This is a genomic window from Streptomyces sp. adm13(2018) (assembly GCF_008042145.1).
Lineage (GTDB): Bacteria > Actinomycetota > Actinomycetes > Streptomycetales > Streptomycetaceae > Streptomyces.
In genome coordinates this window covers 431,915-446,498 of record NZ_RDBH01000129.1, presented here as the reverse complement: position 1 = coordinate 446,498, position 14,584 = coordinate 431,915, and the positions used below count along the sequence as shown (strand labels likewise).

Here is a 14,584-nt window from a genome sequence, read left to right as displayed (position 1 = left end):
GAGCTGGACCCTGTGCACGCGCGCGCGTCCGGCCTCCCGTCCGAGCGGCGGAGGCGTCGCTGGGGGTGGCCGGGCGTGGTCGGCGGGGCGCTGGCGGTCGTGGTGACGGTCGCCCTCGGAGCCGTACTCCTGCCCGGGAAGGCCCCCCGGCAGCCCGCCGCGCCACCGGCGCCGCTCACCTGGACGGTCGCCTCCGACCTCTGGGAGAACGGCTGCGGGCACACCTACCTCGTCCGGCGCACGCCCCCTCCCCCGCCGGAGGCCGCCGACGCGCGGAGCTGGGCGGCGGCGCGGGGCGCCGTGGACGGCGGGAAGACGCTCGTGCGGGTGTCGGTGCAGGGGAAGGGCACGGCGGCCGTGGTGCTCCAGGCCCTGCACGTGCGGGTGGTCGAGCGCGGCAGGCCGCTGCCGTGGACGGCGTACCGGATGGACGACGGGTGCGGCGGGGCGGTGACCCCGCGCCGTTTCGAGGTGGACCTGGACCGGCCCCGGCCGGTGGCGCGGGCGCGGGACGGGTACGACGCCTCCGGGCAGGAGGGCCGGACGATTCCGGCGGTCTCCTTCCCGTACGCGGTGAGCGTCGGCGAGCCGGAGGAACTGCTGGTCTCGGCGGGGACGGCGGGCTGCGACTGCCGCTGGTACCTGGAGCTGGAGTGGAGCTCGGAGGGGCGCCGGGGGACGGTCCGGATCGGGGACGAGGACGGCGCGCCGTTCCGGACGAGCGGGGCGAAGGGGCGGCCCGTGTACGGGTACGACTCCGTGGGGCGGGCCTGGATCACAGGCGAGGAGTCTGGACAGGGCGGGTGACTGCTGGGTAACTTCGTTGACGACAGACTGAGCAAGCGCTTAGACAACTGGGCCCGCACACCGGAGGAGCCGCACCGTGCGCCGTACCGTATTCAACGAGGACCACGAGGCGTTCCGGGAGACCATCCGCGCCTTCATCGAGGCCGAGGTCGTGCCGGTCTACGACGAGTGGTTCGCGGCCGGCCAGGCGCCGCGCGCGTTCTACGACAAGCTCGGCGAGCTGGGCGTCTTCGGCATCAACGTGCCCGAGGAGTTCGGCGGCGCGGGCCTGGACACCCACAAGTTCGAGGCCGTCCTCTACGAGGAGACCTCGCGCGCGGGCGTGCAGTTCGGCGGCTCCGGCGTCCACGTGCTGCTGGCCCTGCCGTACATCAAGATGCTCGCCACCGGCGACCAGAAGAAGCGCTACCTGCCGAAGTTCGTCACCGGCGAGGAGATGTGGGCCCTCGCGATGACCGAGCCGGGCACCGGCTCCGACGTCGCGGGCATGAAGACCACCGCCAAGCTCTCCGAGGACGGCACGCACTACGTCCTCAACGGCTCGAAGACCTTCATCACCGGTGGCGTCCACGCCGACCGCGTGATCGTCTGCGCCCGCACCTCCGCCCCCACGGCCGAGGACCGCCGCTTCGGCATCTCCCTCTTCGCCGTGGACACGAAGTCCGAGGGCTACTCCATCGGCCGCAAGCTGGACAAGCTCGGCCTGCGCACCTCCGACACGGCCGAGCTGGCCTTCGTCGACGTCAAGGTGCCCGTCGAGGACCTCCTCGGCGAGGAGGGCAAGGGCTTCTCCTACCTCGGCCACAACCTGGCCTCCGAGCGCTGGGGCATCGCCTTCGGCGCGTACGCGCAGGCCAAGGCCGCCGTCCGGTTCGCCAAGGAGTACGTGCAGGACCGCACCGTCTTCGGCAAGCCGGTCGCGCACTTCCAGAACACCAAGTTCGAGCTGGCCGCCTGCCAGGCCGAGGTCGACGCCGCCGAGGCGGTCGCGGACCGCGCCCTGGAGGCCCTGGACGCGGGCGAGCTGTCCCCGGCCGAGGCCGCGAGCGCCAAGCTCTTCTGCACCGAGGTCGCGCACCGCGTCATCGACCGCTGCCTCCAGCTGCACGGCGGCTACGGCTACATGAACGAGTACCCGATCGCGCGCCTGTACGCCGACAACCGCGTCAACCGCATCTACGGCGGCACCAGCGAGATCATGAAGTCGATCATCGCCAAGTCGATGGGCCTGTAGGTGCCCCACGCCCCCACGGCGCTGGATGGCCTGCTCGATCTGCTCGACCTGGAGCGGATCGAGCGGGACATCTTCCGGGGCGAGTCCCGCTCCGCGCTCGTCCCCCGGGTCTTCGGCGGCCAGGTGGCCGCCCAGGCCCTGGTGGCGGCCGGCCGGACCGTGCCCGAGGACCGCCCGGCGCACTCGCTCCACGCGTACTTCCTCCGCCCCGGGGATCCGGGCGCGCCGATCGTCTACACGGTCGACCGCATCCGCGACGGACGCTCCTTCACCACCCGGCGGGTCGTCGCCGTCCAGCACGGACAGCCGATCTTCCACCTCTCGGCGTCGTTCCAGACGTACGAGGAGGGGCTCGACCACCAGGCCGCCCTGCCGGCCGCGCCGGACCCGGAGTCGCTGCCCACCCCGGCCGAGATGCTGCCCCGTCACCTCCCGCGCGCGGTCGCGGACCGGCTGATCGAGGCCCGGGCGGCCGTCGACCTCCGCTACGCCGACGTCCCCCCGTGGGGCTCGGTCGGCGAGCCGCGCGAGCCGCGCTCCCAGGTCTGGTTCCGCACCAACGGCAAGCTGGCCGACGACCCCCTGCTGCACGTCGTCCTCGCCACCTACGTCTCCGACATGACGCTGCTCGACTCCGTCCTGCTCGCGCACGGGCGGGGCGGCTGGGCCGTCGGGGACGTCGTCGGGGCGTCCCTGGACCACGCGATGTGGTTCCACCGCCCCTTCCGGGCCGACGAATGGCTCCTCTACGACCAGGAGTCGCCCACCGCGTCCGGCGGGCGCGGCCTGGGCCAGGCACGGATCTACACCCAGGACGGCAGGCTCGCCATCTCGGTCATCCAGGAGGGTGTCGTTCGCGTTCCCCGCGACTGACCGGACATAACGTCCGGTCCATGGCGGAACAGGGCGAGAGCACGTTCACGGTGATCGTGGCGGCGGTGGCGAATCTGGGGATCGCCGCCGCCAAGGCCGTCGCCGGCATCGTCAGCGGATCCAGCGCGATGCTGTCGGAGGCCGCCCACTCGGTCGCCGACACCGTCACCGAGGTCATGCTGCTCACCGCGCTCAAGCGGAGCGAGAAGCCGGCCGACGAGGACCATCCCGTCGGCTACGCGGGCGAGCGGTACGTCTGGGCGCTGCTCGCGGCCGTGGCGACCTTCGTCGGCGGCGCGGTCTTCTCGGTCTACGACGGCGTCCACACCCTCACCCACGGCGAGGAGGTCGGCGACCCGCTGATCTCCTACATCGTGCTGGCCGTCGCCTTCGTCCTGGAGGGCTTCTCGCTCAGGACCGGCGTGCGGCAGATGCGGGCCGAGGCGGAACGCTCCCGGATCCCCTTCGCCCGCTACCTCCGCCTCACCCCCGACACCACGGTGAAGGCGGTGGTGATGGAGGACTCCGCCGCCCTGGCCGGCCTGATGCTGGCGGCGGGCGGCCTCCTCGGCGTGCAGCTCACCGGCTCCAGCGTCTGGGACGGCGTCGCGTCGATCCTCATCGGCCTGCTCCTGGTGTACGTGGCCTGGGTGCTGGGCCGCTCCAACGCCGAACTCCTCATCGGCCGGCCGCTCCCGAAGCGGGTGCGGGCCGAGATCCGCGAGGAACTGCTCTCCGTCCCGCACATCGTGGACGTCCTCGACCTGACGACGCTCATCCAGGGGCCGGGCGAGGTGCTGATCGCGGCGAAGGTCGACTTCCGGGACGTGGCGTCCGCGGCGCAGGTCGAGTGGGCGTGCGAGGACGCCGAGTCCCAGCTCCGGGAGCGCTTCCCGTCGATCCGCCGGGTGTACCTGGACCCGACGCCGGGCGTGGGGCAGCGCCGGGAGCGGCGGCCCTCCGATCCGGACCCGATCTGACGAAATCGATCTTCCTTGCGCATTCCGCACAACCTTGCGGGGCGGTCGCGGGTCCAGTGGTTGTGGCGTAGGGACGCCGCAACCACAGCTCGGAGGAAGCCTCTTGAAGTACCTCACCCCGGCCGGCCGGAATCTCGCTGTCGCGGTCACCGTCACCCTCGCCGTGACGGCAGGGACGGCCATGGCCGCCGCCCCCGCCCTCGCGGCCCCCAGGGCCGCCACCGCCGTCGCGGTGGAGCAGCAGACGGGGCCCTTCGCCCTCGCCTCCGGCGAGGCGCTGTACGGTGCCGGCTCGACGGGCTTCGTGACCTTCGTCCGGTCCCACGACGGCGTGAACACCACCTGGCAGTGGCGCCGGTCCGCGGACGGGTCCGCGACCACCCTGCCCAAGGGCGCTCCCGACTTCGTCAACCCCACCGCGGCCACGGACAGCGACCTCGTCGCGGTGCAGACGGGAGTGAGCAGCTACCGGCTCCTGGACATGGCGGGCGGCGAGCCCGTCGACATCGACGCCGGCTCCGTCGGCGAGGGGGCGGAGCTCTGGGAGGTCGCGAGGGACACCCTCGTGATGGTCCGCGGCGGTAACAGCCTCCACCTCGTCTCCAAGCCCGCGAGTTCCGTCGTGCACCGCCAGGTGCAGGGCCTTCCCGCGGATGCGCAGATCCGGGACCTCAGGTACTCGCCCTCCGGCGCTCTCGTCGTCTGGTACGAGGTCTCCGGCGTGAAGCACCTGGCCGTCGTCGACCTCGCGGAGGCGAAGGTCGTCGAGGACCGGGCCGTACCCCGCCTCTACTACGCGTCCCAGATCGCGATCTCGGCCACCCACCTGGCCTGGTCCGAGAGCAACCCCGACGGCTCCGTGACCCTGGTGACGGCCGTTCGGGGAGCGGCGGGGTCGACGCGGCACTCGACGCTCGACACCGACGGCGGGCTCTTCGCATCGATCGCCCTGCTCGGCGACTGGGTCCTGTCCGGCGCGTCCGAGAGGGAGCTCTCGGCCGTCTCCCTCAAGGACGGCACGACCGTCACCGGTCTCCTCGGCGGCCTGCGGAACATGTCGGCGTCCGGCGACGGCCTGCTGGCGCAGGGCAGCACCGCGGAGCACGGCAAGGGCCTGTACCGCATCGCTCCCGACGGTGACGGCCGACCCGCCGTGACCCAGGTGGCGACCGACGGCGTGCGGACGCCCGTCGCCGTCGTGGACGAGCAGGTGCCCGCCACCGCGGGCTTCGGCACGGCCGGGTCCACGGCGGAGCTGCGGTGGAAGCTCAACCGGGGCGACGTGAAGGTCAGCCTCAAGCTGACGCACAAGGCGACGGGCAAGTCCTGGACGGTCGGCAAGGACCTCCTGGGGACGGCCACCGAGGCCGCCTTCGCCTGGGACGGGACCTTCACGAACGGGACCGCCGCATACAACGGCGCCTACGCGTGGGAGGTGGACGTCTCGCCCCTCAACGGCGTCGGCGGGTCGGTCACGCGGAACGGCACCCTCCAGGTCGCCAGCGGCACCGCCCCGCACGACTACTCCGACAGCGGCTCCCCCGACCTGCTCGTCCGCGACAGCACCGGCCGCCTCGCCTCGTACGACGTCCGGCAGTTCGTCGCGCACCCGACGGAGCCGTGGGAGCGGACCGAGCGGGGCGGCGGCTGGTCCGTGTACGACCGGCTGCTGTCCGCCGGGAACCTCGACGCGACCCCGTACGCGGACGTCGTCGCCCGCGACAAGGACGGCGTGCTGTGGCTCTACCCGGGCACCGGACACTCCCTCGCGCCGCGGGTCCGGGTCGGCTCCGGATGGGGCGTCTACACGACGTTCGCGGCGGGCTCCGACCTGACCGGTGACGGCCGCCCCGACCTCGTCGCCACCGACACGGCGGGTGTGCTGTGGCTGTACAAGGCCACCGGCGACGCCGCCAAGCCGTTCGAGGCGCGCGTCCGCGTCGGCGGCGGGTGGAACACGTACGACCTGCTCACCGCCCCGGGCGACATCGGCGGCGCGAAGTCCGGCGACCTCCTGGCCCGCGACCGGGACGGCGTGCTGTGGCTGTACCTCGGCAAGGGCGACGGCACGTTCGCGGCCCGCAGCAAGGTCGGCGACGGGTGGAAGCAGTTCCGGCACATCGGCAACGTCGGCGACGTGGACCGGGACGGCCGGGCGGACCTGATCGCGGAGAGCGGGTTGCCGCAGTCCACGCTGCTCCACGTCTACAAGGGCACCGGCGACTGGAAGGCCCCGTTCGGGCGGGGAACGCACCTCGGCGTCGTCTCGCCGTACAGCTCCCCGTACGACGCCCCCGCCCCCGTCGTCTTCTGATCCCTCACCGCAGAGGGGGGGACCCCGGACACGGACGCCCCGCGCCCCCCGGCGCGGGGCGTTCCCGTCACCGTGGCCGGGGGCTCCGGGCGGCTAGAGGAGGCCCGCCGCGTTCAGCGTGTACGCCGTCATCGGCTCGTAGTAGCGCGGGTCAAGGACGTGGTCGTCCAGGGGGATCGTGACCTGCATCGTGCCCTCCGCCTCGCCGATGAAGAGGGCGGGGTCGTTGCAGTCGGCGTAGCCCACGGAGTCGATCCCCCGCTGGCCCGCGCGCCCGGCCCAGCCGTGGTCCGCGATCACCAGGTCGGGGCGGCCGTCCTCGCCGAGCGCGTCGAGGATCGCGTTCATGGGCTCCGGGGAATGGGTGTGCCAGAGGCTCGCGCCGCGCTCGAAGACGGCGACGTCGGCGAACTGCACGACGTACCCCTCGTCGGCGACGAGCCCGCCGGGGATCTTCACGATGTCGCAGCCCTCGGCCCGCAGCGCCGCCGCGACCTTGTGGTGCACGTCGATCAGCGCGCCGGGGTGGCCGGTGGCGAAGAGGACCCGCTCCCGGCCGTCGGCGGCCTTGCGCAGCCGGGCGGCCATCCGCTCCAGGCCGTCGACGGTCAGCTCGGGGTCGATGGTGTCCTGGCCGGAACGGTGGGCCGGGTCGTCGATCACGCCGCAGCGCTCGGCCATCACGGCGAGCACGTCCTGCTCGTCGGTCCAGCGGTCGCCGAGCTCCAGGCCGAGCCAGTAGTGCCGGTCGCCGTTGGCGAGCTTGCGGTAGTGGGAGAGGTTGTTGTCGCGCGGGGTGGCGACGTCTCCCGCGATCCGGCTGCGGACGAGGTGCTCGACGAGGGCGGGGCGGCTGAGTATCGGCATGGGTTCATTCTGGACGACGGCCCGTCGCCGTGGGCAATCGTTCCGCCCCGTGGACCCGGCGGGACCGGGGCGCGGCTCAGCGTCCGAGCGCCCCGAAGGCCCCGTGGGCGAGGCGTCTGAGGAGGTCCTCCATGGGCCGGCGACCCACGGCGTCGAGGTGCGGCGTCGAGTTGAGCAGGCCGAACACCGCGTGGACCGCCGTCCGCGACTCCGACTCCCCCGCGTCCGGGTACAGCTCGCGCACCACCGCCACCCACAGCTCGACGTACTGGCGCTGGAGCTGCCGCACCCGCTTGCGGTCCTCGTCCTTGAGCCGGTCCAGCTCGCGGTCGTGGAGGGTGATCAGGGGCCGGTCGTCGAGGGCGAAGTCGATGTGGCCGTCGATGAGGGCGCCGAGCAGGGCCTCGGGGTCGCCGGTGGTCTCGCCGACCCGCAGCCGGCCGCCGTCGAGGAGCCGCTCGCTGATGCCGACGAGGAGCTCGGCGAGCATCGCGTCCTTGCCGGGGAAGTGGCGGTAGAGGCCGGGGCCGCTGATGCCGACCGCCGCCCCTATCTCGTCCACGCCCACGCCGTGGAAGCCGCGCTCGGCGAAGAGGCGGGCGGCCTCCTTGAGGATCTGCTCGCGCCGCGTCGGGGCGTCGGTCCTGCCGGTGGCGGTCCGGGCCGTGGTCGGGGTGGTGGTCATGGATTCGATTCTAGACAACCCGGTTAGCGGTCGTTAACCTGAACGCCATACGTTAACGCTCATTAACCGAGCAAGGGAGCTCGACGGATGCAGCAGGCACCTGTGCTGGCGAGTGCGGCGGACCCCGCCTCGCCGGCCTGGCAGGCGAACGAGGCGGCCCACCACGAGCTGGCGGCCGACCTGCGCGCCAGGCTCGCGGCGGCGGCGCTGGGCGGCGGTGAGAAGTCCCGGGCCCGGCACACCGCGCGCGGGAAGCTGCTGCCGAGGGACCGGGTGGACACCCTGCTCGACCCCGGTTCGCCCTTCCTGGAGCTGGCGCCGCTGGCGGCGAACGGCATGTACGGGGACGCGGCCCCGGCGGCCGGCGTCATCGCGGGCATCGGCCGGGTTTCGGGCCGCGAGTGCGTGATCGTCGCCAACGACGCCACGGTCAAGGGCGGCACGTACTACCCGATGACGGTGAAGAAGCACCTCCGGGCCCAGGAGGTGGCCCTGGAGAACCGTCTCCCCTGCCTCTACCTGGTCGACTCGGGCGGCGCGTTCCTGCCGATGCAGGACGAGGTCTTCCCCGACCGGGAGCACTTCGGCCGGATCTTCTACAACCAGGCCCGGATGTCCGCCGCGGGCATCCCGCAGATCGCGGCCGTCCTCGGCTCGTGCACGGCCGGCGGCGCGTACGTCCCGGCGATGTCCGACGAGGCCGTGATCGTGCGGAACCAGGGCACGATCTTCCTCGGCGGTCCGCCGCTGGTGAAGGCGGCGACCGGTGAGGTCGTGACGGCGGAGGAGCTGGGCGGCGGCGAGGTCCACTCCCGGATCTCCGGCGTCACCGACCACCTCGCCGAGGACGACGCCCACGCGCTGCGGATCGTCCGGAACATCGTGGCGACGCTCCCCGGGCGCGGCCCGCTGCCCTGGTCCGTCGAGCCCGTCGAGGAGCCGAAGGTCGACCCGTACGGGCTGTACGGCGCGGTGCCGGTGGACTCCCGCACCCCCTACGACGTGCGCGAGGTCATCGCCCGGGTCGTGGACGGCTCCCGCTTCCAGGAGTTCAAGTCCGAGTACGGGCAGACGCTGATCACCGGCTTCGCCCGGATCCACGGGCACCCGGTCGGCATCGTCGCCAACAACGGCATCCTGTTCGCCGAGTCCGCCCAGAAGGGCGCCCACTTCATCGAGCTGTGCGACCAGCGCGGCATCCCGCTGGTCTTCCTGCAGAACATCACGGGCTTCATGGTCGGCAAGGCGTACGAGCACGGCGGCATCGCCAAGCACGGCGCGAAGATGGTCACGGCCGTGGCCACCACCCGGGTCCCGAAGCTCACGGTCGTCGTCGGCGGTTCGTACGGCGCGGGCAACTACTCGATGTGCGGCCGGGCGTACTCGCCGCGCTTCCTGTGGATGTGGCCGAACGCCAAGATCTCGGTCATGGGCGGCGAGCAGGCCGCCTCGGTCCTTGCGACCGTGAAGCGCGACCAGCTCGGCGACGGCTGGAGCGCCGAGGAGGAAGAGGCGTTCAAGGCGCCGATCCGCGAGCAGTACGAGACCCAGGGCAGCGCCTACTACGCGAGCGCCCGGCTCTGGGACGACGGGGTCATCGACCCGCTGGAGACCCGGCAGGTCCTCGGGCTGGCCCTGACCGCCTGTGCCAACGCGCCCCTGGGAGACCCCCAGTTCGGCGTCTTCCGGATGTGAGGGTGTGAGGACGTCCATGTTCGACACAGTGCTCGTCGCGAACCGCGGCGAGATCGCGGTGCGGGTCATCCGCACCCTGCGGGCGCTCGGGGTGCGTTCGGTCGCGGTGTACAGCGACGCGGACGCCGACGCCCGGCACGTGCGGGAGGCGGACACGGCGGTGCGGATCGGCCCGCCGCCGGCCTCGGAGTCGTACCTGTCGGCGGAGGCGCTCGTCGACGCGGCCCGCCGGACGGGCGCGCAGGCGGTGCACCCCGGGTACGGCTTCCTCGCGGAGAACGCCGGGTTCGCGCGGGCCTGCGCGGACGCGGGACTCGTCTTCATCGGCCCGCCGGCCGAGGCCATCTCCCTGATGGGCGACAAGATCACGGCGAAGGAGACGGTGAAGGCGGCGGGCGTGCCCGTCGTCCCCGGCGCGGCCGACCCCGAACTGGAGGCCGCGGCGCGCGAGCTGGGGGCCCCGGTGCTGCTCAAGCCGAGCGCGGGCGGCGGCGGCAAGGGCATGCGGCTGGTCCGCGACCTGTCGGTGCTGACGGAGGAGATCGCCTCCGCGCGCCGGGAGGCGCGCGCGTCCTTCGGTGACGACACCCTGCTGGTGGAGCGGTGGATCGACCGGCCCCGGCACATCGAGATCCAGGTCCTGGCGGACGCCCACGGGAACGTGATCCACCTGGGCGAGCGCGAGTGCTCGCTCCAGCGCCGGCACCAGAAGATCATCGAGGAGGCGCCGAGCGTCCTGCTGACCCCGGAGATCCGGGCGTCGATGGGCGCCGCGGCCGTCGAGGCGGCGCGGTCCTGCGGGTACGTGGGGGCGGGCACGGTCGAGTTCATCGTCCCGGGCGGCGACCCGTCCTCGTACTACTTCATGGAGATGAACACCCGCCTCCAGGTCGAGCACCCGGTGACCGAGCTGATCACCGGGGTGGACCTGGTGGAGTGGCAGCTGCGGGTGGCGGCGGGCGAGCCGCTGCCCTTCGCGCAGGAGGACATCACCCTCACGGGCTGGGCGATCGAGGCGCGGATCTGCGCCGAGGACCCGTCCCGGGGCTTCCTGCCCTCGGGCGGTACGGTCCTGGCCCTCAACGAGCCCTCGGGCGCCGGGGTCCGGACGGACTCGGGCCTCTCGCAGGGCACGGAGGTCTCGTCCCTCTACGACCCGATGCTGTCGAAGGTGATCGTCCACGCCGAGGACCGCCCGACGGCCCTGCGCCGGCTGCGCGCGGCCCTGGCGGACACGGTGACCCTGGGGGTGCCGACCAACGCGGGCTTCCTGCGCCGGCTGCTCGCGCATCCGGACGTGGTCTCGGGCGCCCTGGACACGGGTCTGGTGGAGCGGGACGCGGAGAGCCTGATCCCCGCGGGCGTCCCGGCGGAGGTGTACGCGGCGGCGGCCGCCGTCCGGCTCGCGGAGCTGGCCCCGGCGGCGCGGGACGGCTGGACCGACCCGTTCTCGGTGCCGAGCGGCTGGCGGCTGGGCGGCAGCCCGGCGCCGCTCCCCTTCCCCGTGCGGGTGGCGGGCCACGAGCCCGTCCCGGCCGAGGCGCCGGCCGGCGCCCGCGTCACCGGCACGTCGGTGACGGTCACCGTGGACGGTGTCGTCCACCGCTTCCACCGGACGGGCGACTGGCTCGGCCGGGACGGCGACTCCTGGCACGTCATGGACCACGACCCGGTCGCCGCCGCGCTCTCCGGCGCCCGGCTCGGGGGCGCCGACACGCTGGCCGCCCCGATGCCCGGGACCGTGACCGTGGTGAAGGTGGCCGTCGGGGACGAGGTCGAGGCCGGGCAGAGCCTGCTGGTGGTGGAGGCGATGAAGATGGAGCACGTCATCTCCGCCCCGCACGCCGGCACCGTCACCGAGCTGGACGTCACGCCCGGTGCGACCGTCGCCATGGACCAGGTGCTGGCCGTGGTGACGCCCCGCGAGGAGGAGGACGCGTGAGCCTGCCGATGACCGTGGGGGACCCGTCGCTCCCCGCCCGGGTGCGGATCCACGAGGTGGGGGCCAGGGACGGGCTGCAGAACGAGAAGACGGCCGTCCCGACCGGCGTGAAGGCCGAGTTCGTCCGGCGGCTCGCCGCCGCCGGGCTCGGCACGATCGAGGCGACCAGCTTCGTGCACCCCAGGTGGGTGCCCCAACTCGCCGACGCCGAGGACCTGTTCCCCCAGGTCCGCGATCTGCCCGTCCGGCTTCCGGTGCTCGTGCCGAACGAGCGGGGTCTCGACCGCGCCCTCGCGCTCGGGGCGCGCGAGGTGGCGGTGTTCGCCTCGGCGACCGAGTCCTTCGCGAAGGCCAATCTGAACCGGACCGTGGACGAGGCGCTCGCGATGTTCGCGCCGACGGTCACCCGGGCCATAGAGTCCGGCCTCAAGGTCCGCGGCTATCTCTCGATGTGCTTCGGCGACCCCTGGGAGGGCGCCGTCCCGATCGAGCAGGTCGTCCGCGTCACCAGGGCCCTCGCCGACATGGGCTGTGACGAGCTGAGCCTCGGGGACACCATCGGCGTCGCCACCCCCGGCCACGTCCAGGCCCTGCTCACGGCCCTGTACGAGGCCGGTGTCCCGGCCTCCCGCCTCGCCGTGCACTTCCACGACACCTACGGCCAGGCCCTGTCCAACACGCTGGCCGCCCTCCGCCACGGAGTGACCACCGTCGACGCCTCCGCCGGCGGCCTGGGCGGCTGCCCGTACGCGAAGAGCGCGACCGGCAATCTCGCCACCGAGGATCTCGTGTGGATGCTCGACGGCCTCGGTATCGAGACCGGGGTCGATCTGGCCGCCCTCACCGCCACGAGCGTGTGGATGGCCGAACAGCTGGGCCGCCCCAGCCCCTCCCGTACCGTCCGCGCCCTCTCCCACAAGGAGTGACGAAAGACATGTCCCTCGACCACCGGCTCTCCGCAGAGCACGAGGAACTCCGCCGTACCGTCGAGGCGTTCGCGCACGACGTCGTGGCGCCGAAGATCGGCGACTACTACGAGCGGCACGAGTTCCCGTACGAGATCGTCCGCGAGATGGGCCGCATGGGCCTGTTCGGGCTGCCGTTCCCCGAGGAGTACGGCGGCATGGGCGGTGACTACCTGGCGCTCGGGATCGCCCTGGAGGAGCTGGCCCGGGTCGACTCCTCGGTGGCGATCACCCTGGAGGCCGGCGTCTCGCTCGGCGCGATGCCGGTGTACCTCTTCGGTACGGACGAGCAGAAGCGCGAGTGGCTGCCGCGGCTCTGCGCCGGCGAGCTGCTGGGCGCCTTCGGCCTCACCGAACCGGGCGCCGGCTCGGACGCGGGCGGCACCCGGACCACGGCCGTGCGCGACGGCGACCAGTGGGTGATCAACGGCTCGAAGTGCTTCATCACCAACTCGGGTACGGACATCACGGGTCTGGTGACGGTGACGGCGGTCACCGGCCGCAAGCCCGACGGCCGTCCGCTGATCTCCTCGATCATCGTCCCGTCCGGCACCCCCGGCTTCACCGTGGCCGCGCCCTACTCGAAGGTCGGCTGGAACGCCTCGGACACCCGGGAGCTGTCCTTCGACGACGTGCGCGTCCCGGTGGAGAACCTGCTGGGCGAGGAGGGCCGCGGGTACGCGCAGTTCCTGCGGATCCTGGACGAGGGCCGGGTCGCGATCGCGGCGCTGGCGACGGGTCTGGCGCAGGGCTGTGTCGACGAGTCGGTGAAGTACGCGAAGGAGCGTCACGCCTTCGGCCGTCCGATCGGCGACAACCAGGCCATCCAGTTCAAGATCGCCGACATGGAGATGCGGGCGCACATGGCCCGGATCGGCTGGCGGGACGCGGCCTCCCGGCTGGTCCTCGGTCAGACCTTCAAGAAGGAGGCGGCGATCGCGAAGCTGTACTCCTCGACGGTGGCCGTGGACAACGCCCGTGAGGCGACCCAGATCCACGGCGGCTACGGCTTCATGAACGAGTACCCGGTGGCCCGGATGTGGCGCGACTCGAAGATCCTGGAGATCGGCGAGGGCACGAGCGAGGTCCAGCGCATGCTGATCGCCCGGGAGTTGGGCCTCCAGGGCTGACCGGCCCGGCCGTCCCGACGAGGACGGCCGGCCCCGGACGGGAGGGTCCGGACGGAGGGTCCTGACGGAGGGCCCCACCCCGCGGGGTGGGGCCCTCCCCCACACCCCAGGACTTATGAGGTTAGGCTAACCTATGTTCCCATGACGACACCTGAGACCGCCCCCTTCCAGTTCTTCCGCCTGCGGGTGGACCGGACCCGGCGGCTCAGCCCCTCCCTGGTCCGCGTCACCTTCACCGGCGACGAGCTCAAGGGCTTCGCCGCCGGCGGCCGCGACCAGTCGCTCTCCCTCTTCCTGCCGCACCCCGGCCAGGACGCCCCGGTCCTGCCGCCGCTGGACGCCCCGCAGGACATGTACGCGATCCTCGGCGCCTGGCGCGCGATGCCCCACGACGTGCGGGCCGTGATGCGCTCGTACACCGTCCGCGAGCAGCGCACCGAGCGGGAGCACGGCGAGAACGCCGTCGACATCGACTTCGCGCTCCACGAGGACGGCGGTCCCGCCTGCCGCTGGGCCGCCCGGGCCACCCCCGGCGACCAGGTGGCCGTCCTCGGCCCGGCGGTCGCCGACAACACCGCCGTCCGCTTCCGGCCGCCCGCGGACGCCGACTCCGTCCTCGTCTGGGCGGACGAGACGGCCCTTCCGGCCGCCTCGGCGATCCTGGAGTGGCTGCCGGCCGGGACCCGCGCCCAGGTGTTCCTGGAGGTGCCCCACTCCGGCGACCGCGCCGAACTCGCCACCCGGGCCGACGTGACCGTCACCTGGCTGGTGCGCGAGGAGGGCGCGCCCTCGGCCGTGGAGGCGGTGCGCGGGGTCGAACTGCCCGGGGAGGCGCCGTACGTCTGGATCGCGGGCGAGTCGGGCGCGGTGAAGGCGCTGCGCCGTCACTTCGTGCGGGACCGCGCACTCGACCGGCGCCGGGTGACGTTCGTGGGCTACTGGCGCAAGGGCCTCTCCGAGGACGCGTTGCGCGAGGTTCCGGACGCCACCCAGGAAGACCTGTAGCCGGTTCGCCGGCCGACGAACCGGACACTCCGGACGTTACACACGTCAACTCCTGTGTCCCATGGGGGGCGAGGGACGACACGGTGA

General features: G+C 72.9%; 12 protein-coding genes. 10 read left to right on the top strand and 2 right to left on the bottom strand.

Annotated features, from left to right (window positions below; all coding sequences use genetic code 11):
• The 5 genes from EAO70_RS18680 to EAO70_RS38010 all read left to right on the top strand — a co-directional run.
• On the top strand, positions 1 to 807 hold an 807-nt coding region (locus tag EAO70_RS18680), incomplete at its 5' end, for an XRE family transcriptional regulator (RefSeq protein WP_148005222.1).
• A gap of 76 nt (positions 808 to 883) precedes the next feature.
• Positions 884 to 2,041, top strand: a complete 1,158-nt coding sequence (locus EAO70_RS18675; RefSeq protein WP_148004056.1) for an acyl-CoA dehydrogenase family protein — start codon at positions 884 to 886, stop codon at positions 2,039 to 2,041.
• The gene (locus tag EAO70_RS18670) at positions 2,042 to 2,914 is read left to right on the top strand and encodes an acyl-CoA thioesterase (protein WP_148004055.1); all 873 of its coding nucleotides are present in this window, start codon (positions 2,042 to 2,044) and stop codon (positions 2,912 to 2,914) included.
• Positions 2,915 to 2,934: 20 nt separating this feature from the next.
• Positions 2,935 to 3,894 carry a cation diffusion facilitator family transporter gene (locus tag EAO70_RS18665; protein ID WP_148004054.1) on the top strand — a complete coding sequence of 320 codons (960 nt, stop codon included), beginning with the start codon at positions 2,935 to 2,937 and terminating at the stop codon, positions 3,892 to 3,894.
• A 103-nt stretch (positions 3,895 to 3,997) separates the two neighbouring features.
• Entirely contained in the window at positions 3,998 to 6,208 is a 2,211-nt protein-coding gene (locus EAO70_RS38010; RefSeq protein WP_187283944.1) for an FG-GAP repeat domain-containing protein, read from the top strand.
• Between the two features lie 93 nt (positions 6,209 to 6,301).
• Here EAO70_RS38010 and EAO70_RS18660 read toward each other — a convergent pair whose 3' ends face one another.
• On the bottom strand, positions 6,302 to 7,075 hold the full coding sequence (locus tag EAO70_RS18660) for a phosphatase (RefSeq protein WP_148004053.1): 774 nt from the start codon (positions 7,073 to 7,075) through the stop codon (positions 6,302 to 6,304).
• A 76-nt stretch (positions 7,076 to 7,151) separates the two neighbouring features.
• Positions 7,152 to 7,760 (bottom strand): TetR/AcrR family transcriptional regulator, encoded by a 609-nt coding sequence (locus EAO70_RS18655; RefSeq protein WP_148004052.1) that lies wholly within the window; start codon positions 7,758 to 7,760, stop codon positions 7,152 to 7,154.
• Positions 7,761 to 7,847: 87 nt separating this feature from the next.
• On the opposite strand from EAO70_RS18655, the gene EAO70_RS18650 reads away from it, so the two are divergent.
• The 5 genes from EAO70_RS18650 (at position 7,848) to EAO70_RS18630 (ending at position 14,497) form a co-directional block, all read left to right on the top strand.
• Complete coding sequence (locus EAO70_RS18650) at positions 7,848 to 9,455, top strand: carboxyl transferase domain-containing protein (RefSeq protein ID WP_148004051.1); 1,608 nt, start codon at positions 7,848 to 7,850, stop codon at positions 9,453 to 9,455.
• A 16-nt stretch (positions 9,456 to 9,471) separates the two neighbouring features.
• The gene (locus EAO70_RS18645; RefSeq protein ID WP_148004050.1) at positions 9,472 to 11,397 is read left to right on the top strand and encodes an acetyl/propionyl/methylcrotonyl-CoA carboxylase subunit alpha; all 1,926 of its coding nucleotides are present in this window, start codon (positions 9,472 to 9,474) and stop codon (positions 11,395 to 11,397) included.
• Positions 11,394 to 12,323: a hydroxymethylglutaryl-CoA lyase gene (locus EAO70_RS18640; RefSeq protein ID WP_261992935.1), complete on the top strand. Its 930-nt coding sequence runs from the start codon at positions 11,394 to 11,396 to the stop codon at positions 12,321 to 12,323. Before EAO70_RS18645 ends, EAO70_RS18640 begins: the two co-directional genes overlap by 4 nt.
• An 8-nt stretch (positions 12,324 to 12,331) precedes the next feature.
• Positions 12,332 to 13,492 (top strand): acyl-CoA dehydrogenase family protein, encoded by a 1,161-nt coding sequence (locus EAO70_RS18635; protein WP_148004049.1) that lies wholly within the window; start codon positions 12,332 to 12,334, stop codon positions 13,490 to 13,492.
• A 141-nt stretch (positions 13,493 to 13,633) separates the two neighbouring features.
• Entirely contained in the window at positions 13,634 to 14,497 is an 864-nt protein-coding gene (locus EAO70_RS18630) for a siderophore-interacting protein (RefSeq protein WP_148004048.1), read from the top strand.
• Positions 14,498 to 14,584 lie beyond the last annotated feature (87 nt).